Below are 26,414 nucleotides of genomic sequence, written 5' to 3'. Positions count from 1 at the left end.
CCCGGTGCGGCGCGCCTTCCGCGCGCCGCACCGGCGTTTTTTCGGGACTTATTCCCCCAGGACATGCGGACGGGGAGTTCTACCGGCCGGCGCCGCCGGGCCTGCCCTTGAGCTTGAGCGCGGCCCGCAGCGCCGGGTCGGTCACAGCGCGCACCCTGGTACGGCGATCGCCGCCAGGAAGTCGTGGTCCACCAGCACCGCGACGGTGTTCATGCCGTGCAGCGTCCGGTCATCTTCCGATCAGGGCCGCGGCCGCTCGTACCAGCCGGGTGGAGCGGCGCGGCGGCCGGGCGGCCGCCCGGTCCTGCCACCAGTGGGTCAGCCGGCGCCGTGCCGCGACGTCGGCGGGTCGGCCGGCGATCAGCAGCCCCTCGGCGAAGTCCAGCGCGTCGCGCCGGTATCTGGCGGACATGGGATGGTTCCTGGCGTACGCGAGGAAGGCGTCCCGGTAGCCGGCACCGAGGATCTCCGGCAGCTCCGGCGCCACCTTGGCGACGACCCCGGCCCGCTTGGCCGCCAGGGCGCGGCTCTGGATCCCGAGCCGACGGTGGTCGAAGCCGTGCGGCGCGGGGGCGCCCGCGACGAGGGCGGAGAGCAGCGCCGTCTGGGCTACGGCGACCCGGTCGCGCACGGAGCCGGGGGAGGAGGGGTTCGAGGCGGGACGGCGGCGCGGGGCGGGCTTCGCGTCGGGTGCGGACGAGCCGGCGCCCGGGACGGGCTGTGCGGCCAGCGCCCGCGCGCCCGCGCCCAGAGCGGCCGCCCGGTCCAGCGTGGCGCGGATCGTGGTCAGTTCGCCCGCCAGTTCCTCGGCCGGCGGGAAGTCGTCGTCCCGTTCCAGGAGGACGCCGGGCGGGTCTACCCGGGAACGGAGTTCGGCGAGTACGTCGAGCACGGGCTCGGTGACCGGGTGGGCGTGGGTGTCGTGCCAGACACCGTCCTTCTCGACGCCACCCGCCACATGCACGTACGCGATGGCCTCCACCGGCAGCTCGTCGAGCGCGGTGGCCGGATCCTCGCCGCGGTTGACGTGGTTGGTGTGCAGATTGGCGACATCGATCAGCAGCCGGACCCCCGTGCGTGCGACCAGCTCCGCGAGGAACTGCCCCTCGGTCAGCTCCTCGTCGGGCCAGGAGATCAGCGCCGCGATGTTCTCCAGCGCGAGCGGCACCGGCAGCGAGTCCTGCGCGATCCGTACGTTCTCGCACAGCACGTCCAGCACGTCCCACGTGCGGGGCACGGGCAGCAGATGGCCCGCTTCCAGCCCCGGCGAAGCGGTGCGCGGCCCCCCGGCCCGTACGAACGCGATGTGCTCGGTGACCAGCGGGGCGGCCAGCAGCTCGGCGCGGGCCGCGAGATCCGCGAGCCGTCCCGCGTCGGGGCGCTCGGCCCCACCGAGGCCGAGTGAGACACCGTGCGGCACGACGGTGACACCGCGCTCCCTGAGCCGCACCAGCGAATCGGGCAGATGGCCGACGCAGAGGTTCTCCGCGACCGCCTCCACCCAGTCGATCCCCGGCAGCGCCTCGACGGCGTCCGCGATCTCCGGCCGCCAGCCGATACCGATCCCCAGCTTCATGCCGCCCCCTCCTCCGCACCGGTCCGTTCCGTGCAGGGCTCATGGCCCCGGCGAGCGGTGGTCAACCCGAGGACGGGGACGTTCAGAGGTTGATTTGAGGTTCCCGGTACGGGGAATCCGGAGCGCCGCCGCCGGCCGGCCCGCTCATGACTCGGAGGAGCTCAGACGCGCAGCGCGGGATGGTCCGCGACCACCGTGCAGGACCCCGGTGCGATCTCGGTGAACCCGGCGTCACGCACCACCGGAAGCCCGCTCACCGTGAGTTCCCGCCAGCGGCGCGCCTCCGGAGTGGCGACGGAGAGCGGGAAGCCCGCCTCGCGCCACGCCTTGCGCTCCGTGTCCGAGAGCTCCCACCAGGCGAGCTGCGCACCGTGCCCGGCCTGCGCCATCGCCTTGCCCGCCGACATGTCCAGCTCCGGGTTCAGCCACAGCACCGGGCCCGCGAGGCCGGGCGCGGCCGGCGGCTCGGGGTCGTCCAGATCCGTCCCCGAGACCTGGAGCTTCGCCAGCTCCTTCGGCCAGCCGTCCAGCGGCACCGGCGGGAAGACCCGCACTTCGGCGCTCTCGCCCGTGACCGTGATGCCGGGCAGCGCGCACGCCTTGCGCCACTCCGCGCCGCGCGCCCGCCGTACCACCTTGCGGATCCGGGCGTCCTGCCAGTCCCGCATCGCCCGGGCCCACTCGCCCTCGCCGGCCGAGCGCTCGTCGGAGAGCATCACGAGCACCGCGCGGGCGGCGGTCCGCAGCGCGTCGGTACGGGCCGGGGGAGCCGCCTTCTCGATGTGCACGACCAGCGGCAGCACGTACTGCGGCGCCTCGTCGCGGTTCGTGCGCCCGGACCTGAACGGGCTGTCCGCCGCGGGGGCGTAGGTCGTCGTCGGATGTCCGGACGAGGATACGGAGGTGTCGTTTTCGCTCACCCGTCCCAGTCTGCCAGCCGCCCGGGAAACCCTTCTTGGCGGAATGAATCGCTCCGGGTGAGGATGCACCGCATGAAGAGTGATCTCTTTTCCAGCGAGCACATGGCGCAGCAGGCAACAGCCCCCGGGATGAGCCTGCAGAACGCCAAGTCCATCAAATACGCCGTCAACGGCGAGATGCACGCCAGGCAGGGTTCGATGATCGCCTTCCGTGGTGATCTGCAGTTCGAGCACAAGAGCCAGGGCCTCGGCGGCCTGCTGAAGCGCGCCGTCACCGGCGAGGGGCTGGCGCTGATGGCGGTCCGCGGCCAGGGCGAGGCCTGGTTCGCGCACGAGGCCGCCAACTGCTTCATCGTGGACATGGAGCAGGGCGACGTCCTCACCATCAACGGCCGCAACGTGCTCTGTTTCGACCCCACGCTCTCCTACGAGATCAAGACCGTGAAGGGCGCCGGGATGACCGGCGGCGGACTCTTCAACAGCGTTTTCACCGGGTACGGCAAGCTCGGCCTGATGTGTGAGGGCCACCCCATTGTGATACCCGTCACGCCCCATCAGCCGGTATGCGTCGACACCGACGCGGTGGTCGGCTGGAGCGCCAACCTGAACACCTCGCTGCACCGCTCGCAGAGCTTCGGCTCGATGATCCGCGGCGGCTCCGGAGAGGCCGTCCAACTGCGGCTGGACGGGGAAGGATTCGTGATCGTACGGCCCAGCGAGCTCAAGCCCGAGAAGGCGTCGGCCAACTGAACCTGCGCGGGGTGGGCCGCCGCTACGGCCTCGGCGGACCCTGGGTGCTGCGCGGGGTCGACCTCGACCTGCCCCGGCACACCCTGATCCGGATCGAGGGCGCCAACGGCACTGGCAAGTCGACGCTGTTGAGGCTGCTCGCCGGGATCGACACCCCGACGGAGGGCCGGATCACCGGCCGCAGGCCCCGTACGGCCTACGTTCCCGAGCGCTTCCCGGCCGCGCTGCCGTTCACCGCCGCCGGGTATCTCGTCCACCTCGGCCGGATCCACGGCCTGCGGACCTCCGAGGCGGCGGACCGGGCGCAGTCGTGGCTCGCCCGCTTCGGGGCCGCCGAACACGCCCGTACGCCGCTTGCGGAACTCTCCAAAGGCACCAGCCAGAAGGTCGCCGTCGCCCAGGCGTTCCTGGCCGAACCGGAGCTGCTGGTCCTGGACGAGGCATGGACCGGCCTGGACACCGCGGCCCGCGACGAGCTGGACCGGGCCGTGGCCGAGCGGGTCGCGGCGGGCTCCTCCGTCGTCTTCGTCGACCACGACCCGCGCCGGCTCGCCGGGGCGGCCGACGCCGCGTTCCGAGTGGAAGGGCACGGCCTGTTCGCCGCCCCCGTGCCGGGGACCGCCGGGACGGGGCCGCGGGTACGGATCGAGGCGGCGGGCCCACCGGGCGCGGCCCTCCCCACCGGACTGCCGGGCACGCCCGAGCGCACGCCCGCGGCCGACGGGAGCGTACGGCTCACCGTCGCGGCCGAGCACTCCGACGCAACTCTGCGCGCCCTGCTCACCGCGCGCCCGCCCTGGCACATCCGGCACCTGACGACCGTCCCGGGCACTGCCGCCCCGGACCAGGGTGCCGTTCCGGGGTCCGCCCCCACGGCCGTTGCGCCGACCCCCCGTACCCGCTCGACTCCCGAGGCGCCATGACCGCCCTGCTCCGCTATCAGGCCGCGCTGCTGTTCCGCTCCCAGCGCTGGCTCGCCCCGGTACTGCTGTACGCGGCCTTCCTCGGCATCGGCGTGCAGTCGGGGCAGCCCGTCCTCGACTCGCTCGGATACACCGCCGCCGGGCTCCTGCCCGTCACCGCCTGGCTCGTACGGCTCTGCGTCAACCAGGAGCCGCCCGCCGCCCGCAGCGTCGCCGCCGCGGTGGCGGGATCGCCGCGCGTCCACCTGGCGTCGCTGCTCGTCGCGCTCGGGTACGCCGGGCTCCTGGGTGCGGTCGCCACCCCGATCGTGCTGCTGATCAGCACGCCGGCCAGCACCGACAACACCGTACGGGTGCACCTGCTGCCCGCCGGGCTCGCCGGACTCCTCGCCGCGGCCTGCTGCGTGCTGGTGGGCGCTGCGGCCGGCGCACTGTGCACCCGGCCGCTGCTGCACCGGCGCGGCTGGTCCGTCGCGACCACCGTGCTCGCCGCTCTCCTGGCCCTGGTGACCACCGGCTCGCCGGCCAACGACGCCGTGACGGGTCTGGTCACCGGTTCGCAGACCGGCACGGTGCACCTGCCGGTCCTGTCGCTCCTCGCAGCCGCCGTCCTTGCCGCGGTGGTGGCCGTGCTCGCCTGCAGACTCACCTCGCTGCGCGGCTGAGCAGGCCCGGGGCCCCGCCGCGATATCGCAAGCCTTCCCCGGCCCTCAGGACGGTCGGGTGCGCATGAGATCGGAGACCTTCACGAAGCGGTACCCGCGGCTGCGCAGCTCCGGGACCACCTTGCGTACAGCCTCGTCCGTGACGGGCGCCGCGCTGCGGGTGCAGTGCATGACGACCAACGAGCCCGGCTTCACCCTGTCCAGCACCTGCCGCGCCACCGCGTCCGCATCCGTGGCGAACGCGTCGCCGCTGACCACGTCCCACTGCACCGCCGTCACCCGCTCGGGCGCGAGTGCGCGCAGCGCCGCATCGTCGTAGCAGCCGCCCGGGAAGCGGAAGTACGGCACCACGTGGCGCACGCCGGCCTTCCGGAACGCGGCGAAGGCACGCTCCACCTCGGCGCGCATCCGGCCCTTCGCCACGGTCGGCAGTCCGTAGCAGGGGGATGTGAAGGCGTAGTGGCTGTACGAGTGGTTGGCGATCTCGAAGAGCGGGTCGGCACCCATGGACCGGGCCTGCGCCGGGTACTCCTCGGCCCACCGTCCCGTCATGAACACCGTCGCGGGGACCTTCAACCGGCGCAGCAGCGCGATCAGTTCGGGATTGTCGAAGTGCTCGCCCGCCGCCGCGCGCGGTCCCTCGTCGGCCGTCATGTCGGCGTCGAACGTGAGGGCGACGACCTTGTCGGTGGTGGTCTTCGGACCCCGCTCGAACACGGGCGTCCGCCCGGCCTGCCCAGGAGGCATGACGGGCGGCTTCGACGACGGGGGAGCCGTCTTCACGGACGGCGGGGGTGAAGCCGGTGCTGATGAGTGCTCGGTCGCGTGAGCGCCTGCGTCCGGCTTGTCGTGCCCTGTCGCGGCGTTGTGCATGCCACAACCGGTCAGAACAGTGCCCAGTACGGCACTCAACGCCGCAGTTACCGTAAGTCTTCTTACAGAGGTGGTCACTTGTGGAAGGTAGCCGATCAGCCATGTCGTGATGGGCGGCGGCGCTCCGGCCGGAGGTAGATAAACATACCGCTACCCCCGACCGGCCCAGCACCCTCGGTGCATCGAGTCCGTCAGTGCCTCAGCGCCACGGACCCGTCACCGCGAACGTCGTCCCCGGCGTATAGCAGTTGACGAACATCGTCCCGCCGTCCGGAGCGAACGTGACCCCGGCGAACTCGCCCCACGCCGGCTCCTCGGGCGTCCCGATGTTCTGCCGGCCCCGCGCCATCGCGTACACCTCGCCGCTCCGCGTCAGGCCGAACACATGCTGCGCGCCGTCCCCGTCCTCGCACACCATCAGCCCCCCGTCGGAGGCCAGGCAGATGTTGTCGGGGGACTCGCCGGGCAGTTGGACGTCCGTACCGGGGCCGAAGACGATCACCAGCGTGAGGCGGCGCCGCTTCGGCTCGTACCGCCACACCTGGCCGTAGTGGTCGGCCGCCGAACCCTGCGAGCTGTGCGCGAAGCTGGAGACGAAGTAGACCGACGACCCGCCCCAGTAGCAGCCCTCAAGCTTCTGCGCGTGGGTGATGCCCTTCGGGCCGAAGTCCTGGAACCGGATCGGGGTCCCGGTGGCCAGCGGATCCGGTACGGGGACCCACTCGATGCCCTCGAAGCTCGCGCCCGTCTCCTGGACCACGGAGAGGTCGGGGACGCCCGGCACCCGCATGGCCTCCAGATGACCGCCGGCCCGCAGCGAGCCCGTTCCGCCGAGCGGCTTGTTCGGCAGGAAGCGGTAGAAGAGCCCGAACGGCTTGTCGAAGGCGTCCTCCGTCTCGTACACGATCCCGTTCTTCGGATCGATCGCGATCGCCTCGTGCTGGAAGCGGCCCATCGCGGTGAGCGGCACGGCTCCGGTGCGGTGCGGATCGGCGCCGTCCACTTCGAAGATGAAGCCGTGGTCCTTGGTGTAGCCGTTGGTACCGGCCCTGTCCTCGGTCTCCTCGCAGGTCAGCCACGTGTTCCAAGGGGTGCGGCCGCCCGCGCAGTTCACCGCCGTACCGGCGATGGCGACGCGTTCGCCGAGGACGTTGTTGCGGCCGTCCAGCTCCAGAGCCGTACATCCGCCCTTGCCCATGGGGTCGTAGGTGAGGCCCTCGACGACCGGAACCGGGATCTTGGCGGTGACGCGGTTCTCGTGGTTGCGCACGAGGCGGACGTGACCGTGCCGGCCCGCGAAGGCGGCCATGCCGTCATGGTTGCTGGGGACCTGGCCCTCGCCGGAGCGGAGCGGGTCGCCCTCCCGGGACAGGACCCGGTAGCGGAAGCCCTTCGGGAGGTCGAGCAGACCGTCGGGGTCGGGCACCAGCGGGCCGTAGCCGCTGTGTCCCCAGGCGGCGGCGGTACCCGCGAAGAGTTCGGAGAACGCCCCGGCGAAGGCGATCGAGGCAACGGCCGCGCCGCTGCCGGCCAGGACCTGGCGTCGTGTTGCGCGTTTTCGTGACAGTGCTGATGACATGAGGCAACTCCCTGCTGGCGGACAGGAGAAGTGACCCGCATGTGTGTACCACGCGCGTCGTCGCGCGGGAACCACGCGGGTCACTGAGCCTCATGCGCGTCACGGGCCGGCAGGGGCCCGTGAGAGCCCCGTGGAGTCAGACCAGGGACGCGGTGAGCGTGATCGTCGTGCCCGTGAGCGCCTGGCTGACCGGGCAGTTCGCCTTGGCGTCCTCGGCGGCCTTGACGAATCCCGACTCGTCGAGACCCGGCACCTCGCCCTGGACGGTGAGGTGAATACCGGTGATGCCGGTACCGGGCTGGAAGGTGACCTCGGCCTTGGTGTTCAGCCGGGTCGGCGGGGTACCGGCGGTGGCCAGGCCGTTGGACAGCGCCATCGAGAAGCAGCTGGAGTGGGCCCCCGCGATGAGCTCCTCGGGACTCGTCCTGCCGTTCGCCTGCTCCGCGCGCGACGGCCAGGAGACCTCGTAGTCGCCGATGCCGGAGGAGTCGAAGGTGACGACCCCCTTGCCCTCGATCAGGTTGCCTTCCCAGACCGTGTGCGCCTGGCGCGTGGTAGCCATGGTGAATCCCTTCGAACGGTGTGCGCGGTTGATACGGGACGAACGAGGCGCCCGGGGGCACCTCGGGTGGTACGCCCCCGAACCTACTGCGCCACCAGGCCCTTCGCGTCGCGCGCCAGCGCCGTCAGCCGGGAGATCGCCCGGAAGTACTTCTTCCGGTACCCGCCGTTCAGCATCTCGTCGCTGAACAGCCTGTCGAACGGCACCCCGGAGGCGAGCACCGGCATCTCCCGGTCGTACAGCCGGTCGGCGAGGACGACGAGCCGCAGCGCGGTCGACTGGTCCGGCACCGGCTGGACGTCGGTGAGACAGACCGCCCGCAGACCGTCCGTCAGCGCGCCGTAGCGGCTCGGATGGACCCGGGCGAGGTGGTCGAGGAGCGAGGGGAAGTCGTCCAGGCTCGCGCCCTCGGTGGCGTACGCGGCCTTGGTGACCTGCTCGTCGGAGTACGGCGCGGGGGCCTCGGGCAGCCCGCGGTGGCGGTAGTCCTCGCCGTCGATCCGCAGCGGACGGAAGTGCGCGGACAGCCCCTGGATCTCCCGCAGGAAGTCGGCGGCGGCGAACCGGCCCTCGCCCAGCTTGCCGGGCAGCGTGTTCGAGGTTGCGGCGAGTGCGACCCCCGCCTCGACGAGCCTGCTGAGCAGCGACGACACCAGGACCGTGTCGCCCGGGTCGTCCAGCTCGAACTCGTCGATGCACAGCAGCCGGTGCCCGCTCAGCGTCCGCACGGTCTGCTGGAATCCCAGCGCACCGACCAGGTTCGTCAGCTCGACGAAGGTGCCGAATGCCTTCAGCGAGGGCGCGGCGGGCGTGGCGTGCCAGAGAGAGGCCAGCAGGTGCGTCTTGCCGACGCCGTAGCCGCCGTCGAGGTAGACCCCGAGAGGGGCCGAGGGCGCCGCGGCCTTCTTGCTGAACCGCCCACCCGTCGCCCGCCACCACCCCTGTGAGGATGCGCTTCGCGCTCTTCTGTTCTTGCCGGATCCGGTGGCGTGCGCCCCGCCGAGCCCGGTCGCGAAGCCGCTCAGGACCTTGACCGCCTCGATCTGGCTCGACTGGTGGGGGTCCGGGACATACGTATCGAAGCGCACGGAGTCGAAGCGCGGCGGCGGCACCATCTCGGCGACCAGCCGGTCGGCGGGGACGTGCGGCTCGAGGGCGCACAGGGACAGCGGGGCCGTTTCGGCTATGGGGCTCTGCCCAGGCACGGCGGTGGAGGACGACACAACCATCAACCTTAGACCGACCGGCACATGAGGGATGGCGTCGCGGGGCTGGGCACGCACATCTGCCGCGTTGTCGTCAGTCAACAACGCTCCTTCCCCAAGCTCTCAGCTGCGTTCGAGCAGGGGAGACCCCATCGCCTCCCTCCTCCGCCTTGCAACTGCACGCACCCAGCCCCGCTCCTTCTCCCACCCCCCATGTGCCGGTCGGTCTGGGAGCGCCGTGCCAGACTGCAGAACATGCGACGCCTCTTCCCTGTGACCGACCTGACACCGGCTGACGACGAGGGGGAGTGGAGCCTGGACGATCTGGCCGAGGCCTACGCGTACCCCGAGCAGGACGGCCCCTGGCTGCGCGCCAACATGGTTTCGACGCTCGACGGCGCCGCCCAGCACGACGGCCGCTCGCAGCCGATCTCCTGCGCGAGCGACATGCGGATCTTCGGCACCCTGCGCGGGCTGGCCGACGCGGTCGTGGTGGGGGCGGAGACGGTACGGCTGGAGGGCTACCGGCCCGCCAGGGCGCGCGAGGCCTTCGCCGCCCGCCGGGCCGCGGCCGGGCAGGGGCCCGCGCCGGCGATCGCCGTGGTGAGCGGCAGCCTGGACCTGGACTTCGCGTTGCCGCTCTTCGTCTCGCCGCTCGTCCCGACCCTGGTGCTGACCGGCGCCGGAGCACCCCCCGACCGGATCGTGGCGGCGCGGCAGGCGGGCGCCGAGGTGGTGATCGCGGGGGAGGGCTCCCGGGTGGACCCCGCCAGGACCGTACGGGAGCTGGCAGAACGCGGGTTCAAGCGGCTGCTGACCGAGGGCGGACCCAGGATGCTGGGCCAGTTCGTGGCGGCCGGGGTGCTGGACGAGCTCTGTCTGACCCTCTCGCCGATGCTGACCGCCGGCGACGCGCAGCGGATCGCCGGGGGGCCCTCGGTGGCCGTTCCGGAACGATTCGCCCTGGCATCGCTGCTGGAAGAGGCCGGGTTCCTCTTCACCCGATACCGTCGGATCTGACAATCGGCGGAATCTACCGTTCCGGTTAGCTTCCGGTGGGCACAATTACTCTCGCAGACCCCGTGCGAACACGGGGAAGGATGGTTTCAGCAGAGGCCGGTGACGGTCACTGAAGCAGAAGGGCGCCCGTGGTGTTCACCAGCGTTTTGATGATCGAGAAGGCCCTCACTTCCGAGGACGTCGAGTTCGTCACCACCCTGCACGGGGAGGAGCAGACCTCCTTCGTCGTGCTCATGCAGCCTCGCGGTGACCAGGCCGATGTGCTGTTGCGGGCCATCGACGACCTGGCGATGGGCGAACTGAAGGAAGCCGCCCGCGAGGCCGAGGAACCCGAGGGCAAGGATGCCCGGCAATCCGCCGAACTGGCGCTCGAAGTGTCGCTCGAAGCGCTGCGGCAGGCAGGTTCCGAAGCGGTCGGGCAGGTGATCGAGGAGCACCCGCTGGACAAGCTGAAGACCGTGGTCGACGACGCGAAGGCGGACGAGGTCATCGTGCTGACCGCGCCGCACTACGTGGAGGAGTTCTTCCACCGGGACTGGGCGTCGAGGGCCCGGCACAAGGTCGGCGTCCCGGTGCTCAAGCTCTTCGCGCACAGCGAATAGGCTGGGCGGGTACTCGTTTCGACTTCTGGGGAGACACACGCATGGCACCCGGTATTCCTGCCGCCATGGAACGACCGCACTTCATCGGCATCGGCGGCGCCGGAATGTCGGGCATCGCGAAGATCCTCACCCAGCGCGGTGCGAAGGTCGCGGGCAGTGACGCCAAGGAGTCGGGTACGGCCGAAGCGCTGCGGGCGCTGGGTGCGACCGTCCACATCGGACACGCCGCCGCGCATCTGGCGGACGACGCCTCGTGCGTGGTCGTCTCCAGCGCCATCCGCCCCGACAACCCGGAGCTGGTGCGCGCCGCCGAGCTGTCGATCCCCGTCGTCCACCGCTCCGACGCGCTGGCCTCCCTGATGGAGGGCGCGCGCGCGATCGCGGTGGCCGGTACGCACGGCAAGACGACCACCACGTCGATGCTGGCCGTCGCCCTGTCCGAGCTGAACCTCGACCCCTCGTACGCCATCGGCGGCGACCTCGCGGGCCCCGGCACCAACGCCGCGCACGGCGAGGGTGCGATCTTCGTCGCCGAGGCGGACGAGAGCGACCGCAGCTTCCAGAAGTACGACCCCGAGGTCGCGATCGTTCTCAACGTCGAGCTGGACCACCACGCGAACTACGCCTCGATGGACGAGATCTACGAATCCTTCGAGACGTTCGCCGGCAAGATCGTCCCCGGCGGCACGCTGGTGATCGCCGCCGACCAGCCCGGCGCGGTCGAGCTGACCGAGCGGGTGCGCGCGCTCTCCTCGGTGAAGGTCGTCACCTACGGCGAGTCCGAGACCGCCGACGTACGCGTCCACAAGGTCACCCCGCGCGGCCTGACCAGCGAGGTCACGGTCATCCTGAACGGGAAGTACCTCACCTTCACCGTCTCCGTACCCGGCCGCCACTACGCCCACAACGCGGTCGCCGCCCTCGCCGCCGGTGTCGCCCTCGGCATCCCGGCCCACAACCTCGCCTCGGCCCTCGGCAAGTACACCGGGGTCAAGCGCCGCCTCCAGCTCAAGGGCGAGGCGGCGGGCGTCCAGGTCATCGACTCGTACGCGCACCACCCCACCGAGATGACCGCGGACCTCGAAGCGATGCGCGGCGCCGCGTCCGACGCCCGTCTCCTGGTCGTCTTCCAGCCCCACCTCTTCTCCCGCACCCAGGAGCTCGGCACCGAGATGGGCCAGGCCCTCGCACTGGCCGACGCCTCCGTGGTCCTGGACATCTACCCGGCCCGCGAGGACCCGATCCCCGGCATCACCAGCGCCCTGATCATCGACGCCGCCAGGGCCGCGGGCGCCGACGTCACCGCCGTCCACGACAAGGCGGCGGTCCCGGGGACCATCGCGGGAATGGCGAAGCCCGGCGACCTCGTTCTCACCATGGGCGCGGGCGACGTCACGGACCTCGGCCCGCAGATCCTGGACCATCTGTCGAGCTGAGGGAGCGACGTGTCGTACGACATCGAGAAGCCGGACGAGCAGTGGCGGGCCGAGCTGACCCCCGCCGAGTACGCGGTCCTGCGCCAGGCCGGCACGGAGCCCGCCTTCGTCGGCGAATACACCGACACCAAGACCACGGGCGTCTACTCCTGCCGCGCCTGCGGCGCGGAGCTGTTCCGCTCCGACACCAAATTCGAGTCGCACTGCGGCTGGCCGTCCTTCTACGACCCGAAGGACACGGACGCGGTCGAACTGATCCAGGACCGCAGCCACGGCATGGTCCGCACCGAGGTCCGCTGCGCCCGCTGCGGATCGCACCTCGGCCATGTCTTCGAGGGCGAGGGCTACCCGACCCCGACGGACCAGCGGTACTGCATCAACTCGATCTCGCTGCGGCTGACGCCCGATGAGGGCTGACGGCTACGACCTGACGGCTACGACCTGACGGCGACGACCCGAGCGAGGGCTGACGCCGGGCGTCAGCCCTCGCCCTCGCCCTCGGGGTTCTCCGGCCGCAGCAGCGGGTGGGCGACGCCCGGGAAGACCCGGGCCCGTACGACCGGCTCCGCGGACCCGCCCCGGACGACCGTCTCGGCGACGCCCCACGGCCGGCCGGGCAGGACCACGGTCAGGATGTACGAGGACGCGCAGCCCATGCAGTCGTAGCGGTCCGCCCAGGTCTCCACGTCCGTGACGCTCCCGGGGTAGCGCGCCACGTGCCGGTGCTGCGCGTGACAGCGATCGCATCGCTCGCCGGGTTCGCACGTACCGCCGCAGGGGCACGGCACGTCGAGCGATTCGGCGGGATGCCAGCGCTGGGTGAGGACGGCCTCACGCGTGGCGCCCATGTCCTTCATCGCCTTCAGATTGCGGGCGGCGACGTTGTACGACTCGCCGGTCGCGGCCATCCGGTCCCGGATGACGTCCTTGCGTCCACGGTTCGTCGTCATCTGTTCCTCCTGGGGGTGTCACGCAGCCCGCCGGGAGCACACGAGATCGATATGTCACACGGTACCGGTCACTTTGAGGGGCTCCGACACGTCCGGGCGTTCTTCTTCTCCGGCTCCCCCACAGGGCCCGTCGGCTGACGCGCTGCTACGATCACCGGCATGAGTTCCGTCATCCACAACTGGCAGGCCACGCGCACGCGGTCGACGTTCTGACCCGTGGTGTCGGCCGCGTCGGCATCGGGGTCCACGTCCACCGTTCGCCTCCGGATGACGAGGATCTTCAACATGCGCGCAAACTCGCGCCCCACTTTCGTTTTCGTGCACGGCGGTTCCAGCAACTCCCGGGCCTGGGGCCCGTTGCAGAACGAACTGGCCCTTCTCGGACACCGTTCATACGCAGTCGATCTACCCGGCCACGGTGCCCGCGCCGACAGCCCCGCCGCCTACTACCGGCAGCCCCAGGACATTGTGGCGCTGGCCGCCGCTCCCTCCCCGATGCGTGGTGTCACGTTGCGGGACAACGTGGAGCACGTGGTGGACGCCGTGCGCCGGCTCGCCGAACACGGGCCGGTCGTCCTGGTCGGCAACAGCTTCGGTGGCCTGACGGTCAGCGCCGTTGCCAACGCCGTGCAGGACCTGCTCGAGCGCGTCGTCTACCTCTCCGCGCTGTGCCTCAGCGCCCCGGCCATGCTCACCGAGCCGTGGGACGTGGTGGATGACAATCTGCTGGACGCGGCGGCGGCGCGGATCACCGTGCCGGACGTGCGTGACCCCGCTGTGACCCGGCTGAACTGGCGCAGCGCCCACGCCGATCCGGCCCTGTTCGCCCAACTGAAAACCGCCATTATGGCCGACGCCACCGACGACCAGTTCCGAGTGTTGCTGGACTCGATGGACCCGGACGAGAACTATTCGGTGCTGGAGCCGGGGGCCTTGGTCCAGGCCGATGGGTGGGGTCGCGTCCCGCACACCTACGTCCGCCTGTCCGAGGACCGCAGCATCACCCCGGCCGTCCAGGACTACATGATCCGGAAAGCGGACGAGCTGACCCCGGACAATCCGTTCGAGGTGCACACCCTGGCCACGTCACACGTAGGCTACTTCAGTCGGCCGCAACTCTTCGCGGACCTCTTGGCCGGCCTGGGCTAGCTCCACACGTTTCGGCGTCCCCGCCGCCGGTCGTCTCGGCAACGGGGGCGCCGTTCACCCTCCGGGCGTGAGCGGGGTGACCACCACCGCCCCGGGCCCGGCAACGGCCTTGGGAATGGTGGGCTCGCATGTTGAGGTGCGAGGGCCTTCGCGATGATGGGGGCCGGGGCCTGGAGGACGAGTTGACGGATCGCGGATGTCCTGCAGCGCTGCGGCGGGACGCCGATCTCACGCAGGTGGACTTGGAGGCTGACCGGATTCATCGGCTGTCCGGGCCGACGGTCGGGGAAGAGCCACTGCGAGGCGGTGCTGGTGCAGCGGCGCTTGGTCCAACTCTGCCAGGCTGACGAGCCGCTTTGACGGGCGAGGACGAGAAGAGGCCGTATGGTCACGACACGACCGGCTCTGTGGCACAGGCCGGCGGTGCTCGTGGCCCTGATGCTGTCCGCCTTCACCTTCAACACCGCGGAGAACCTGCCGATCGGCCTCCTGGAACTCATCTCCGAGGGCCTGCGGGTGTCAGTGCCGGCGGTCGGCTACCTGGTCACCGGTTATGGCGTGACGGTCGCCGTGGCGTCCCTGCCACTGGCCCATGTCACGCGGGCCATACCTCGACGTCATGTGCTCACGGGACTGCACCGGGTCGCACGGACATTGCGCTCGCGGCCAACTCCGGTGCCTACAACGCCGGTATCGCGGCAGGCGCCGCACTCGGGGGACTGGTCCTGCCGCTCGTCGACGTGCAGGGCACCTTCCTCGTGGGCGGGCTGCTGACCGTCGGGGCCCGCGCGGTGCTGCTCGGCGAGCGGCTGCTGTCGGGCTGTAAGCCGGACGTCGATCAGCACAGCCGCGATGACCGCGGCAGGACCTCTCACCTGTGCTGAGCCACAGCAACCCAGGACCATTCACGCCTCCCCGGTCAGGGCCGCCGGACGCGTCGCGCCAGCCGTTTGCCGAGTCTGCCGAGGGTGCCTCCGGGGCGGTTCCACGCCCCGAACGCCTCGGCGCGCTGCCTGCTGCCGGCGCGCTCGACGGCCTCCTCCACCGCGGTGATCGCGGCGGAGGACAAGGCACCCACCGCCGGACGCAGCACGTCCTCCAGCAAGGAGGCGGTGGTACGCGTCCATGCGCGGCCCGCGTGCGGGTGGACCGTCCAGACGGTGAAACAGTCGGCCGCATAAGCCGGTTCGGCCCGCAGCCGGGCGAGTACGGTCTCATGGCGCGCCGCTCTGCCGTAGGCCGCGATGAGGTCCGCGTCGTCGCTGTGGACGAACGCGTAGAGCTCCGCCTCGGGGCGGTCCGGGGCGAGCAGTTGCCGGGCCAGGGCGCCGAACGCCTGGTCGCGTACGCCCGGCTCCACCGGTTCCGCCCCGGCGTACAGCTTCCGGGCTCTTGCCGCCCAGCCGGGCTCCGCCGTCCCCGATCGCAGCTCCCGGGCGAACTCCAGGAGCAGCAGGGCGCCGCGCGCCCGCGCGTCGATCTCCTGCGGGAAGCCGCGCAGCAGGTCATGGGCGAGTTCGGGGGCCTCCTCGTCGTCCGCGGGGGCGCCGAGTGCCGCCGCGACGAGAACGGACCACGTACCGGCCGTACGGTGCGCGTCGGAGGTGGTCCCGCCCAGCAGCAGCCGGGCCTCGCCCGCGGTGGGCGGATCCTCGCCCCACACCAGACCCACCCCGGTCCGCAGTACCAGCGGTTCGGTGAAAGGCGACATGCCACCGGCGCGGAGCACCGTGTGCAGCACCTTCACCCGGTCCCTGCCGCCCGCCCTGGCGTCCGGCGCCGCCGCGCACATCCGCAGATGCGGCAGCGCCTGCGCTCCGGTGAACGGCAGGGCGACCCCGGTCAACAGCCGCTCCGTCCCCGCCGGATCGTGCGGGGCGATCCGGTCCAGCTCGCCCAGCAACGCCGTACGGACATCGAACTGTTCGTCCAGAAGGTCGAGCAGCACCGGCGCGCAGCCGGCCGCCCCTTCGTCCAGCAGCGACCGGGCCATCCGGCGTACGACATCGGGGAGCAGGTCCGCACAGTCCACATCGAGCAGCCGAGCGATCCGAAGCAGCTGCACCGTGCGCGCCACACCCCGGCCGGGTGCGGCCGACGACGCTGACGACGCGGACGTGGTGGGCGCACCGGTGGCGAGTTCGGTACGCAGGTCCTCGCCCAGGGCCGTGACGAGCGCGGCGGCGGCACTCTCCCCGACCGGCCCGGCGAAGGCCGAGCGCGCGGGCGGTTCGAGTGCGACATCACCACCGTGCACCGCCTCGGTCACCAGCAGAGCCGCGAGCGGCGTGGTCGTGGCGGCCGGGGAACGACCGTCGAGAGCCGTCAACAATCGTGCCACACAAGCGAGTTCATCGGTCGTACGGTTGATGCCGGGAGCGGTCAGCGCATCGGTCAGCCGCCGCGTCCGCTCCTCGTCCAGCGCGTACGGCCGCTCGGCGGCCCAGGCGGCTGCCGCGGCCCGCCCGTCGGGGCCGAGCTCGACGCCCGTGCACAGGGCCGTCACCGCGAGCGGTCCGGCGGCGAAGGGCTCGCCGGGCAGCTCCGCCGCCGCCCGGAACAGTTCCGGAGACCGGTTCCGCCAGATCCGGGCGCAGGTCTCGGCCCAGGCGTCGGCCACCGGCCCCTCCGGACGCGGGCCGGTGCAGTCGTGCACCCGCAGCCCGCTGCCGGCCGTTCCGGGCGCGTCGTCCGGCAGCACCCCGACGACCTGGTGCGGGGACTGTGCCGGACGGCGGGTGTACGTCGTGAAGGTCAGCCGTTGCGCGGTCTCCGGCGGGAGCACGGCCGCGGCCAGGGCGATCCACCGGGCCACATCGGCGCTCTGTCGTTCCACGAGTACCACGCGCGCCGAGGACGGTTCCTCGCTCACCCGGCGCAGGTCGGCGAAGACCGCCGCCAGCCAGGGGCTCCGGGAGACCGCGAAGTCATTGAGCGCCTCCGGCCCGAAGGCGGCGGAGGCGGGCAGGTGGGCCATGCGGCCGGGCACCCCGCCGTCCGGTGGGGTGGACGCCCAGTTCGGCGACCGCCAGGCCGTGACCGGCAACGCGTCGCCCGGCAGCCGGGTACCGGCCGGAAGATGCACCGCGTGCGCGTGGAAACGGCCCGCACCGGGGCCGCCGAGCGCCACCGCCCGACTCAGCAGATGGCTGCCGTCGGACAGCGCGCTGAAGCTGAACGCCTCGGGAAACGACCGGAGTTCATCAGCGGTGGGGTGGTACGGGGCGGCAGTGGGCGGCTCGTAACCGAGGAGCTGCTCGGCCTCGGCCAGCACCGGCGTGGGTATGCCCGCGCTGACCGCAGTGAACCGCGCACCGCCCCCGTTGCCGTCCCCGTCGTCCCCCGCAGAGGCAGAGGTGTAATGCAACTGCGCGAGGCTCATGCGTAGGCCCTTTTCGTCCTTGCCGCGAACGTCCCCGTACCGTCAGCACGCTCGCTCCGAGGGCCGCCCGTCGAGGGCAGGCCGTCCGGGCGCAGCGACGACCCCGGCGGGGAGCGGTCCGCAATCGCGGGAGCGACGCTATCAAGGCGCGCCGCCCCCGCACGCACCCTGCCGGAAGGTCGCGCGGGTGCCGCCGACGGAGGTGTTCGGCCCACCGGGACGGCGCGCGGCAAAAGTCCGTTCGGTGCTTCTGCATCACTCCAATGGCCTACGCACGCCCGGCCGTTCGGGTCGTTGATCGTATTCGGATGGATGAATCCCCCGCGGGCACCGCATCTCCGGTCCCAAGGGTCGCTCTGCGTACAGGAGTTAAACGGATGAATCTCAAGACTCTCTCCGCGGTCGCCGCCGTCCTGGCCCTGGTCGGCCTCACCGGTGCGGCCACGGCCAACGCTGTGCCCGGCACGGTCTCGGGCAACGGTGGCAACCGCATCGGCGTTCTGCGCGCCAACGGTGACGCGTACGTGAAGGAGGGCGGCCTCCGCGCAAGGTGGGTCCAGGAGTCCGGCGGCATCAAGCAGGTCGTCCTGTCCGGCAAGCGCATCGGCGTTCTGACCGGTGACGGCACCGCGTGGGTGAAGGAGGGCGGCCTCGGCGCGACGTGGGTCCGCGAGTCCGACGACGTCAAGCAGATCGCGCTCTCCGGCAACCGCATCGGCGTCCTGAAGGACAACGGCGACGCGTACGTCAAGGAGGGCGGCCTCCGCGCCTCGTGGGTCCGCGAATCCGTGAAGGTCAAGGAACTGGAGCTCTCGGGCAACCGTATCGGCATCGTGACGGGCGACGGAGCCGTGTGGGTGAAGGAGGGCGGCCTCAGCGCGAGGTGGGTCAAGGAATCCGGCAACGTCATCGGCCTCGACCTGGCGGGCAACCGCATCGGTGTCCTCACCAGTGACGGCATCGCGTGGGTGAAGGAGGGCGGCCTCGGCGCGAAGTGGGTCCGGGAGCACGACGACGTCATCCAGCTCGAACTGTCCGGCAACCGCATCGGCGTCCTGACGGACCGGGGCAACGCGTATGTGAAGGAGGGCGGCCTCGGCGCAAGGTGGGTCCACGAGTACACCCACACCATCCAGATCGCCCTGTCGGGCAAGCGCATCGGTGTCCTCAAGGGCGACGGCACCGCACGGGTCAAGGGAGGCGGCCTCGGCGCGACGTGGGTCCTGGAGGCCAACAACGTCACCGAGTTGGCGCTGTCCTGACGCCTGACGTCTGACGCGTGATACCCGCCGCGCCGCGCCCCGGAGTTGATCCGGTGCGCGGCGCGGTGTCGTGTCCGTCTGCGTCCGGTCAGCCGCTCACGGCGTACGCGACGAAGCCGGTCCAGGCGGCGGGGGAGAGCGCGAGCTGCGGGCCCTTCTCGACCTTGGAGTCCCGGACGTGGACGGTGGTGGGGCAGGTGGCGACCTCTACGCAGTCGTCGCCGGAACCGCTGCTATAGGTGGACTTGTGCCAGGAGAGGGCGACTTCTACGCAAGAATCGCCGGATCCGCCGCTGTAGCTGCTCTTGAACCAGGCCAGGTCTGTGGTGGTCATACCGCTCCTCGCATCCGCTGCAACAGGCCCACGGAGTATTCGAGGGAGTGAGCCTGTGAACGCATCCTGGCATACCGCATCTGGAGCGTGCTGACGACCTTTCGGTCAGTGATGAAGTCGCCGGTCTCCTGCCCTTCGGAGTATCCGAACCACTTGTTCTCCGGTGTTTCAAGTAGTCGCATGGGGCCGTGGAGCCCCGCGTGACGCTCCCGCACCTGTGGCATTACCTGGATCTCGATGTTTCGCAGTCGCGACAGATCAAGTACATGGTCAATGAGCTCCAAGGTGACGGCCCGCCCGCCTGTCCGTCGCAAGAACAAGTGCTCTTCAAGGATGAAGCTGTAGTTGGTGTTCGGCCGATCCCGGAGCAGGCGCTGGCGCTCGGTCCGTGCCGCCAATTGGGCTTCCACCTGCTCGTCGCACAGTGGAGGGAGCTGGTCCGTGAACAACGCCCGCGCGTACGCCTCCGTCTGTAACAGGCCGGGAATCAAACGGCATTCGTACGTGTACAGGCTCAGCGCCTCCGCCTCCAGTTGCGCCCACTGCCGGAACCAGCTGGCCAGCCCCGACTTCCGCGACAGATGCTTTGCCGCAGCCCTGATGACTCCGAACGCATCCAGCACCTCCTCCGCCCGGTCCACGAAGGCCGGCGGCGGAAACCGCCGCCCCTGCTCGATCGAGGCAACCGTCGGCACCGAGTACCGCACCTTCGGCGCGAACTGCTCCTGCGTCAGCAGCGCCCGCTTGCGGAAGACCTTGACGACCTCCCCGAACGCCTTCAGGCTGTCCGAGGGCTCCGGCTCCCCGTTCGCACCCGTCGCTCCACCCGTTCCGCCGACGCCGTCCGTCATGTCCGGCCACCTCTCGTGCCCTGTGCCTGCCCCGGTCCGCAACTCGCCCATGGTCACGGACCGTTACGCGTACTGTCCACTCTCCGCACCCGTACGCTGACTCAGCGTACGGGTTGCTGAGCTGGTCCGATGGGTGTTCCGGCCGTCACGGTGGGCGCATGGAACCACTCACCACCCCCCAACCGCCGCTCACCGTAAGTGTGTTCGCGCAACGCTTCAGCTCGACGCCGCGAGGAGCGAGGCTCGCCCGTCATCTGGCATTGCACGTGCTGCACGACTGGGGCGTCCCGTACCGCAGTGACGCATCGGAGGCGGCGGCGTTGATCGTCGCCGAGCTGGCGGCGAACGCGGCCACGCACGGCCGGGTGCCGGGCCGCGACTTCGAGTTGCGGCTGACCCACGCGCCGGGCGATACGGACGCACTCGGCGTCCTGCGGATCGAGGTCAGCGATATGCGGGGCGAGCGGCGCCCGCCCGGGCCGGGGGAGCTGGTGGCGCCGTCATCCGGTTCCGGCAGCGGCAACGGGCTGATCATCGTCGACGCGCTGGCCGACCGGTGGGCGGTGCTGGACCGTGTGCCGTCGGGCAAGACGGTCCGTGCCGAGCTGGACCTGCTGTACTGACCGGCGCGGGATTGCCCGTCGCGGCCGGATCATCCGGGCAGTGAGGACGCCTACGTGCGCCATCGCGGTGGCGCAGTCGGGGTGCGGTTGCCCGCTCGCAGCCTAGTTCTGCGGTGCCAGGGTGCGCAGGACGTCGAACTCGTTGCCCTCGGGGTCTGCCATGACCACCCAGTTTCGGTCTGGGCCCTGGCCCACATCGGTCTTGGTGGCGCCGAGGCCGAGCAATCTGGTCACCTCGTCCTCGGTGCTGCCGTCGATCGGGCTGACGTCGAGGTGAAGCCGGTTCTTCACGGTCTTGCCCTCGGGCACCTGGATGAACAGCAGGGTGGGCGACATCTGGCGGGCCCGAACATCCTCCACGGTCGGCACCCAGGAGCCGATCTCGACCTTGCCCTCGCTCCGGTCGATCACCTTGAAGTCCAGGACCTCGCACCAGAAGGCCGCGACCTGGAACCCGGTATAAAGCCGGCCGCGCGTCCAGCCGTGGACGCGGTTCGCGACCAGGGAGCCGGCCACGCACAGCATGCCGTCACGTTGGCCCACGCTGCCATCATCGCTCGGTGGAACCGGGTACGCGGCCCCTGTCAACACCCTTTCTGCCCGCCCGCCAGCCAACACGGGCAGTATCGCTACCTGGGTTGCGCAATTGGTTGCCCTCACCTAGCCTTATTTCCGCTACTCAGGTATCGGAAAGGTGGTGGCCATGCCCGAACGTGGCCCCTCTCGGGGCCGTCCCCGAGACATCGACGTTGACCGGCGGATCCTGATCGCCGCCCGGGATCTGTTGCTGGTCAATGGTTACGCCGCACTGTCCATCGACGAGGTCGCCGACCGGGCCGGCGTCGCCAAGACCACCCTCTACCGGCGTTGGCCGACCAAGGACCATCTGATCGTGGCCGTTGTTGCGCTGATGCAGGATGACGTGCCGATCCTGGATACCGGTGACATCCGGGCCGATCTGACCGACTACCTGCATCAAGTGGCCGACGGCCTGAACACCATGCGCCGGGCCGGCTTGCCCGAAGGCGCGGACGACCGCTCGGCCGGCGTCGTCGCGGAAATCGCGGCGGCGGCGGCCCGGCACGCCGACCTCGGCACGCTGATTCGGGCCGTGTTCGCCCGCCGTAACGCGATGGCCATCGGACTGCTGGCCTCCGCAGTCCGACGCGGCGCGCTGCGCACAGACCTCGATGTCGCCGTCCTGTTCGATCAGCTGGTCGGCCCGCTGTACTACCGGATCCTGGTTACCGGCGAGCCGGTCGACCATCCCTACCTGGACCTGATCATCGACGGCGCCCTTCGCGGTGCCCGACCATCCCACGCCCACCCAGCCTGAGCATCACCCTGGAGGAAGCCATGTCCACGCCCGTCGCTTCCGTACAGCAATCCACCGTCCACTCCTCGATTCCGCCCGGGCGACTACGCCTTGCCCGCATCCTGCTGATCATCGCCACGGTCAGTGCGGTTGGCGCCGCGGTGACCCAGATCCAGGTCGTGTTCGATGCGGACGGTGCGACCAAGGTGGTGGAGACCTGGCGGCTGTACGGGTTCGTGGTCTTCGCCGGCCTGTTCGCGCTCCTGACCGTCAGACCCCTGGGCAACCTCGTGGTGTGGCTGCTGGTCATCATGAACAAGCTGGCGTTGACCGTGACCGGCCTCGCCTACCAGGCCCATGGCGGGATCGCGGACACCGGCACGATCATCACCTGGGACGGCGGCCTGACCGTACTGCTGCTGGCCGCGTTCGCGGTCAGCCGGCTCGGGGCCAGGCCCTCAGCCGGCTAGTGCCGCGACCGGCAATGTTTGCCCCGTAAGGAGCGTCGTCCGGTGCGTGCGATCGCAAGGCGGCCGGAAGCCCTTGTAGCGGAGCTACCAGGGCTTTTGGCCAACGCAGCGAGCGTGCGTGCTGGGCGGCGCGACGGGGCAAAGCTTGCCGGGAGGGGCACTAGATGCTGGAACCCAACGCCGCCCGGATCGCCGACTGGGCCGAGGTCCGGCGACGAGCTGCTGTTCGTCGCCGGACCTCGGCCCAGTCATGCCCGCTCAACAGCATCATCCGGCCGTCGCCCCCGGGATCGCGGCCATTCACTATGTGCAGTGCGGCGGAGGCTACGAAAATCTTCTCCTGAGCGCTGAGGAGCGATAATCTACCGCTCCGGGACAGAAGGGGAACCATGGGCAAGGCGCTCCTTGCACTGGTGCTTTTAGGCGGCCTCGGCGCTTCTTTTAGTGCCGCGGCAGTACATTTCTTCCGTGCATGGAAAGCGGGGCGACGACTGAAACGTCGCGGCGCCCAAAGCGTCGCAGTCTGCACACATCTGCAGATACACGACAGCTCCATCTCTCTGCATTTCATATATGAGGTGGAAGGCGTCGAGTACCACGGCACATCGTCCCCCATCTCGCGCACAGCAGTCGTCCCTGGTGCGGAAATCAGCGTTCTGTACGACCCGCTCTGCCCCTCAAATTCAGATGCGGCGGAGTGAATGGAGCAGGACAGTAAAACCCCCTGTTCATCGCTCTGCTCCTAGGCCCTGTCGGCCTCGCGCTTGACCTGGTCGCGGCAGCCATCCTCATCAGCCTCACTCTGGGCTGACTCGGTCCAGACCGCCCCCAACCCCCCTTCACCCGGCCTGCGTATGGCCGGGTTTTTCGTTGCCTTTTCCACCCCGGGAGACGTCCATGACGTCCGCGAAGAGCTTTGCTGTGGCCAGCCCGATCCCTGTGGTGCCGCCAGGCATGACGGCTACTCCTCCCTGGAGCTTACCCATAGTCACTACTCCCGATAGTGGTGGATGCAGACGGTCGGTCGGCCCGGGTTCATTCCGGATGACGCAATCATCATCCGGAAGGATCAGGTCGAGCCGACACACGACGCGCAATGGCGAATCAATCCGCCGAGCGGCGGTTGTTCTGCGAGCCGAAGCGGTCGTCGTTACCCCGGCCCATGGTTGCGGCCGCAAGTCCGGAACCTTGTTCCGTGATGGTTCTCCCGGGTGGTCATGGGGGCGGGATCACCCGGGGAGGGTAGTAGTCAGGGATCTGTGCCACCCGTGCTGTCCCTTACTCGACCCTTGAGGAGCCGTCATGAAATTCGGGGTCTCGACCTTCATCACCGATCAGGGCATCAGCCCGACCTCGCTCGGAACCGCCCTTGAGGAACGCACATTCGATTCGTTGTTCATCGCCGAGCACAGCCATATCCCGGCGAGCCGCGAGACGCCCTACCCGGGCGGTGGTGAGCTGCCGGAGATCTACTACCGCACCCTCGACCCCTTCGTGGCCCTGACCGCGATCGGTGTGGTGACCGAGCGGCTGCTGCTGGGGACCGGCATTGCGCTGATCCCGCAGCGCGACCCGATTACCACGGCGAAGGAGGTGGCCTCGCTCGACCTGGTCTCCGGTGGCCGCGTGATCCTCGGTGTCGGTGTCGGCTGGAACCGTGAGGAGATGAGGGACCACGGCACCGACCCCGGCACCCGCGGTCGGCTCACCGACGAGCGGTTGCGCGCCATGCGGGAGCTGTGGACCGAGGAGAAGGCCGAGTTCCACGGCGAGTTCGTGAACTTCGATCCGGTCTTCGCCTGGCCCAAGCCTGTGCAGCGCCCCCATCCGCCGATCTACGTCGGCGGTGGCGAGGGCGCGTTCCGACGGGTGGCGCAGCTCGGAGACGCGTGGCTGGCCAACAGCACGTCGCCGCAGGAGCTCGGTCCGCAGATCGAGCGGCTGCGCGCCCTCGCCGACCGCGAGGTGCCGGTGACGGTGTACGCGGCTCCCGACGACCCCGAGCAGGTCGAGGGCTATGCCGATCTGGGGGTCGAGCGGCTGCTGTTCTACGTACCGACGATGCCGGCACGGGAGACGTTGGAGTACCTGGACCGACTGGCCGAAGTCGCTGCCCGGTACCGCTGAGGCGCCCGAGACCGCTGCGCCTCGGGAGTGGGAACGATCCGAAAGTCCGTGACCGCCGCGACTGTTGGGAAGACGTGTGATGCCCGCCCTGACGAGTGCTGAGGCACGGGAGAGATTCGCCGCGGCGCGCATCGCCCACCTTGCGACGGCCGACACGGAGGGCCGCCCGCACCTTGTTCCGGTGGTGTTCGCCGTGGAAGGCGACACGGTGATGCTGGCCGTGGACCACAAGCCGAAGCGGACGACGCGGCTGAAACGCCTGGCCAACATCGCCGCCAACCCGTCGGTCTGCCTGCTCACCGACCACTACGAGGAGGAGTGGGGCCGCCTGTGGTGGGCCCGGGCCGACGGCGAAGCCCGCGTGCTCCCGCCGCCGGACCGGTCCGTCGAGGCAGCCCGTGGCATCAGCCTGCTGACGGCGAAATACCAGCAGTACGCCGACCGGCCCCCCGGCGGACCGGTGGTCAGGGTCTCGGTTCTGCGCTGGAGCGGCTGGCGCGCCTCATGACCGCACGTCGGCAGACAGCCACCTCGGCCGGCTCGTTGTCGTGTTGCCTCCGGGTCGGGCCAGTTCGGGGGCCCGTCACCAGGACGCCGTTCACCGGGCGCGTATCCAGTCGTGATCAATCGGCGCGTTTGGCTCGCGTGGCGCAGCCTGATCCGGTAGATCGTCTTGGATGGTGCGAGTGCAACTGACCGATGGGGAGCGGGAGTTCATTGGGCCGTACCTGCCGATTGGCGAGTACGGCCCGTACCCCGAGCGGCTGCGGCAGCAGTTCGAGGGCGTGATCTGGCGGTTCAAGACCGGCGGGCAGTGGCGGGAGATGCCGCAGGAGTTCGGCGCCTGGTCGACCGTCTCCAACCGGTTCCGGCAGTGGCGTGACGCCGGCGTGTTCGAGGCCGTGCTGGAGGGCCGCCGATCCCGTGCGAGAGGAGCGACGACGCGTCCGGCGTCGTCGAAAGCTCCGGCTGAAGGCTGCCCTGCTTGGGCGCTCGTGGGGTGGGCGGCCCTCCAAGGTCCACCTGGCCGCCGACCGCAGGTGTCGCCCACATTGGCGTTCATTCTGACCGCGGGCCAGGCCGGCGACAGTCCGCAGTTCATTCCTGTGCTGCGGAAGATCCGCGTTCGCGGGCCCCTGGGATGCCCTCGCACCCGGCCGGACGCGGTCGCCGGGGACAAGGCCTATTCGTCCCGCGGCAACCGCGCCCACTGGCGCAAACGCCATATCAAGGGGTCATCCCGGAGAAGTCGGACCAGGCTGCCAATCGGAAGAAGAAGGGCTCCCGACGCGGCTGCCCCGTCGGCCACGACGCCGACCTCTACAAGGAGAGGAACACCGTCGAGCGCCTGATCAACAAGCTCAAGGCCTGGCGAGGCATCGCGACCCGGCACGACAAGACCCCGGACAGCTACCTCGCCGGACTCCAACTGTGCGCCTCGACGGGCTGGATCAAAGACCTCACCCGAGGCGCGTCTTGATCACAGCCCTGTCATGCCCTATGGGCGGGTGTAAGGCCGAGTCATGACGATCGCCTGGCCGCGAGGACGAAGGACGGCAGCGAACGGCATCGCGAACTGACCCGCGACCAGCTCGACATGATCCTCGACGTGGTCAACGGCCTCGCCCTCGACTTCCAGTGGATCACCAACGCCCCGCAGCTCATCGCCCAGGAGGTCGCCGACGCCTACGGCGACGATGAGGACGGCCTCGACCCCGCCCGCACCGCCCTCGCCGACACGATCGCCGCCGGGCTCCGGCTGCGCGCCCTCGCGGTCGTCCGCGGCGCCCTCCCACCGGCGTCGGCGCCGTCAAGGCGTAAGGCAACCGCAAGGTCGGGG

General features: G+C 70.4%; 28 protein-coding genes and 2 pseudogenes. 18 read left to right on the top strand and 12 right to left on the bottom strand.

Features of this window, described 5'->3' with window-relative positions:
• Positions 1-229: 229 nt before the first annotated feature.
• Together ACZ7L9_RS16940 and ACZ7L9_RS16935 are read right to left on the bottom strand one after the other, a co-directional pair.
• Positions 230-1,576 (bottom strand): MbnB/TglH/ChrH family RiPP precursor modification enzyme, encoded by a 1,347-nt coding sequence (locus ACZ7L9_RS16940; RefSeq protein WP_471415925.1) that lies wholly within the window; start codon positions 1,574-1,576, stop codon positions 230-232.
• 161 nt (positions 1,577-1,737) lie between these two features.
• The gene (locus ACZ7L9_RS16935; RefSeq protein ID WP_471415924.1) at positions 1,738-2,496 is read right to left on the bottom strand and encodes a peptidyl-tRNA hydrolase; all 759 of its coding nucleotides are present in this window, start codon (positions 2,494-2,496) and stop codon (positions 1,738-1,740) included.
• 72 nt (positions 2,497-2,568) lie between these two features.
• Here ACZ7L9_RS16935 and ACZ7L9_RS16930 point away from each other — a divergent pair, with 72 nt between their 5' ends.
• Genes ACZ7L9_RS16930 through ACZ7L9_RS16920 form a run of 3 tightly spaced genes read left to right on the top strand, consistent with a single transcriptional unit; the run spans position 2,569 to position 4,834 of the window.
• Positions 2,569-3,246 (top strand): AIM24 family protein, encoded by a 678-nt coding sequence (locus ACZ7L9_RS16930; protein ID WP_471415923.1) that lies wholly within the window; start codon positions 2,569-2,571, stop codon positions 3,244-3,246.
• A 44-nt stretch (positions 3,247-3,290) separates the two neighbouring features.
• A complete protein-coding gene (locus ACZ7L9_RS16925; RefSeq protein ID WP_471415997.1) occupies positions 3,291-4,169 on the top strand; it encodes an ATP-binding cassette domain-containing protein in 879 nt (292 codons plus the stop codon).
• Positions 4,166-4,834 (top strand): ABC transporter, encoded by a 669-nt coding sequence (locus ACZ7L9_RS16920; protein WP_471415922.1) that lies wholly within the window; start codon positions 4,166-4,168, stop codon positions 4,832-4,834. Before ACZ7L9_RS16925 ends, ACZ7L9_RS16920 begins: the two co-directional genes overlap by 4 nt.
• A gap of 45 nt (positions 4,835-4,879) precedes the next feature.
• Here the strand turns inward: ACZ7L9_RS16920 and ACZ7L9_RS16915 are convergent, their stop codons facing one another.
• From ACZ7L9_RS16915 to zapE, 4 genes are all read right to left on the bottom strand, one after another.
• On the bottom strand, positions 4,880-5,707 hold the full coding sequence (locus ACZ7L9_RS16915; RefSeq protein ID WP_471415996.1) for a polysaccharide deacetylase family protein: 828 nt from the start codon (positions 5,705-5,707) through the stop codon (positions 4,880-4,882).
• Between the two features lie 199 nt (positions 5,708-5,906).
• Positions 5,907-7,286: an alkaline phosphatase PhoX gene (locus ACZ7L9_RS16910; protein WP_471415921.1), complete on the bottom strand. Its 1,380-nt coding sequence runs from the start codon at positions 7,284-7,286 to the stop codon at positions 5,907-5,909.
• A 136-nt stretch (positions 7,287-7,422) separates the two neighbouring features.
• The gene (locus tag ACZ7L9_RS16905) at positions 7,423-7,848 is read right to left on the bottom strand and encodes an OsmC family protein (protein WP_471415920.1); all 426 of its coding nucleotides are present in this window, start codon (positions 7,846-7,848) and stop codon (positions 7,423-7,425) included.
• Between the two features lie 83 nt (positions 7,849-7,931).
• Positions 7,932-9,071 (bottom strand): cell division protein ZapE, encoded by a 1,140-nt coding sequence (zapE, locus tag ACZ7L9_RS16900; RefSeq protein ID WP_471415995.1) that lies wholly within the window; start codon positions 9,069-9,071, stop codon positions 7,932-7,934.
• A 237-nt stretch (positions 9,072-9,308) separates the two neighbouring features.
• Here zapE and ACZ7L9_RS16895 point away from each other — a divergent pair, with 237 nt between their 5' ends.
• From ACZ7L9_RS16895 to msrB, 4 genes are all read left to right on the top strand, one after another.
• Complete coding sequence (locus tag ACZ7L9_RS16895) at positions 9,309-10,073, top strand: pyrimidine reductase family protein (protein ID WP_471415919.1); 765 nt, start codon at positions 9,309-9,311, stop codon at positions 10,071-10,073.
• Between the two features lie 149 nt (positions 10,074-10,222).
• Positions 10,223-10,675, top strand: coding sequence for an indole-3-glycerol phosphate synthase (locus tag ACZ7L9_RS16890; protein WP_389987176.1), 453 nt, complete (start codon positions 10,223-10,225; stop codon positions 10,673-10,675).
• A gap of 41 nt (positions 10,676-10,716) precedes the next feature.
• Positions 10,717-12,111, top strand: a complete 1,395-nt coding sequence (murC, locus tag ACZ7L9_RS16885; RefSeq protein ID WP_471415918.1) for a UDP-N-acetylmuramate--L-alanine ligase — start codon at positions 10,717-10,719, stop codon at positions 12,109-12,111.
• Between the two features lie 9 nt (positions 12,112-12,120).
• Positions 12,121-12,528 (top strand): peptide-methionine (R)-S-oxide reductase MsrB, encoded by a 408-nt coding sequence (gene msrB / locus ACZ7L9_RS16880; protein WP_093899298.1) that lies wholly within the window; start codon positions 12,121-12,123, stop codon positions 12,526-12,528.
• Between the two features lie 62 nt (positions 12,529-12,590).
• Here the strand turns inward: msrB and ACZ7L9_RS16875 are convergent, their stop codons facing one another.
• Entirely contained in the window at positions 12,591-13,061 is a 471-nt protein-coding gene (locus tag ACZ7L9_RS16875) for a hypothetical protein (RefSeq protein WP_471415917.1), read from the bottom strand.
• Positions 13,062-13,129: 68 nt separating this feature from the next.
• The gene (locus tag ACZ7L9_RS16870; RefSeq protein WP_471415916.1) at positions 13,130-13,348 is read right to left on the bottom strand and encodes a hypothetical protein; all 219 of its coding nucleotides are present in this window, start codon (positions 13,346-13,348) and stop codon (positions 13,130-13,132) included.
• On the opposite strand from ACZ7L9_RS16870, the gene ACZ7L9_RS16865 reads away from it, so the two are divergent.
• From ACZ7L9_RS16865 to ACZ7L9_RS16855, 3 genes and pseudogenes are all read left to right on the top strand, one after another.
• The gene (locus tag ACZ7L9_RS16865) at positions 13,347-14,210 is read left to right on the top strand and encodes an alpha/beta hydrolase (RefSeq protein ID WP_471415915.1); all 864 of its coding nucleotides are present in this window, start codon (positions 13,347-13,349) and stop codon (positions 14,208-14,210) included. The genes ACZ7L9_RS16870 and ACZ7L9_RS16865 overlap by 2 nt on opposite strands.
• A 384-nt stretch (positions 14,211-14,594) precedes the next feature.
• A pseudogene (locus ACZ7L9_RS16860) lies at positions 14,595-14,846 on the top strand (MFS transporter); the annotation flags it as partial.
• A 104-nt stretch (positions 14,847-14,950) separates the two neighbouring features.
• On the top strand, positions 14,951-15,094 hold the full coding sequence (locus ACZ7L9_RS16855; protein WP_471415998.1) for a hypothetical protein: 144 nt from the start codon (positions 14,951-14,953) through the stop codon (positions 15,092-15,094).
• Positions 15,095-15,129: 35 nt separating this feature from the next.
• Here ACZ7L9_RS16855 and ACZ7L9_RS16850 read toward each other — a convergent pair whose 3' ends face one another.
• Positions 15,130-17,592 (bottom strand): GTPase-associated protein 1-related protein, encoded by a 2,463-nt coding sequence (locus ACZ7L9_RS16850; RefSeq protein ID WP_471415914.1) that lies wholly within the window; start codon positions 17,590-17,592, stop codon positions 15,130-15,132.
• 377 nt (positions 17,593-17,969) lie between these two features.
• Between ACZ7L9_RS16850 and ACZ7L9_RS16845 the strand changes: the two genes are divergently transcribed.
• Entirely contained in the window at positions 17,970-18,854 is an 885-nt protein-coding gene (locus ACZ7L9_RS16845) for a peptidase S1 (protein WP_471415913.1), read from the top strand.
• Between the two features lie 88 nt (positions 18,855-18,942).
• Here ACZ7L9_RS16845 and ACZ7L9_RS16840 read toward each other — a convergent pair whose 3' ends face one another.
• Together ACZ7L9_RS16840 and ACZ7L9_RS16835 are read right to left on the bottom strand one after the other, a co-directional pair.
• A complete protein-coding gene (locus ACZ7L9_RS16840) occupies positions 18,943-19,188 on the bottom strand; it encodes a DUF397 domain-containing protein (protein ID WP_471415912.1) in 246 nt (81 codons plus the stop codon).
• On the bottom strand, positions 19,185-20,039 hold the full coding sequence (locus ACZ7L9_RS16835) for a helix-turn-helix domain-containing protein (RefSeq protein WP_471415911.1): 855 nt from the start codon (positions 20,037-20,039) through the stop codon (positions 19,185-19,187). Before ACZ7L9_RS16835 ends, ACZ7L9_RS16840 begins: the two co-directional genes overlap by 4 nt.
• A gap of 158 nt (positions 20,040-20,197) precedes the next feature.
• On the opposite strand from ACZ7L9_RS16835, the gene ACZ7L9_RS16830 reads away from it, so the two are divergent.
• On the top strand, positions 20,198-20,662 hold the full coding sequence (locus ACZ7L9_RS16830) for an ATP-binding protein (RefSeq protein WP_471415910.1): 465 nt from the start codon (positions 20,198-20,200) through the stop codon (positions 20,660-20,662).
• A gap of 102 nt (positions 20,663-20,764) precedes the next feature.
• On the opposite strand, the gene ACZ7L9_RS16825 is transcribed toward ACZ7L9_RS16830, so the two are convergent.
• Positions 20,765-21,205 (bottom strand): VOC family protein, encoded by a 441-nt coding sequence (locus tag ACZ7L9_RS16825; RefSeq protein WP_471415909.1) that lies wholly within the window; start codon positions 21,203-21,205, stop codon positions 20,765-20,767.
• A gap of 160 nt (positions 21,206-21,365) precedes the next feature.
• On the opposite strand from ACZ7L9_RS16825, the gene ACZ7L9_RS16820 reads away from it, so the two are divergent.
• The 6 genes and pseudogenes from ACZ7L9_RS16820 (at position 21,366) to ACZ7L9_RS16795 (ending at position 26,054) form a co-directional block, all read left to right on the top strand.
• Positions 21,366-21,998, top strand: coding sequence for a TetR/AcrR family transcriptional regulator (locus tag ACZ7L9_RS16820; RefSeq protein ID WP_471415994.1), 633 nt, complete (start codon positions 21,366-21,368; stop codon positions 21,996-21,998).
• 20 nt (positions 21,999-22,018) lie between these two features.
• On the top strand, positions 22,019-22,447 hold the full coding sequence (locus ACZ7L9_RS16815) for a hypothetical protein (protein WP_471415908.1): 429 nt from the start codon (positions 22,019-22,021) through the stop codon (positions 22,445-22,447).
• Between the two features lie 389 nt (positions 22,448-22,836).
• On the top strand, positions 22,837-23,148 hold the full coding sequence (locus tag ACZ7L9_RS16810) for a hypothetical protein (protein WP_471415907.1): 312 nt from the start codon (positions 22,837-22,839) through the stop codon (positions 23,146-23,148).
• A 601-nt stretch (positions 23,149-23,749) separates the two neighbouring features.
• Positions 23,750-24,574, top strand: a complete 825-nt coding sequence (locus ACZ7L9_RS16805) for an LLM class F420-dependent oxidoreductase (RefSeq protein WP_471415906.1) — start codon at positions 23,750-23,752, stop codon at positions 24,572-24,574.
• Positions 24,575-24,653: 79 nt separating this feature from the next.
• Positions 24,654-25,082, top strand: a complete 429-nt coding sequence (locus ACZ7L9_RS16800; RefSeq protein WP_471415905.1) for a TIGR03668 family PPOX class F420-dependent oxidoreductase — start codon at positions 24,654-24,656, stop codon at positions 25,080-25,082.
• Between the two features lie 169 nt (positions 25,083-25,251).
• Positions 25,252-26,054: pseudogene (locus ACZ7L9_RS16795) on the top strand (IS5 family transposase).
• The last annotated feature ends 360 nt before the right edge of the window (positions 26,055-26,414 follow it).

It is taken from the genome of Streptomyces sp. NPDC111516, assembly GCF_055635345.1.
Note: the sequence above shows the minus strand (reverse complement) of the source record. Positions and strands in the feature narration are given on the sequence as shown.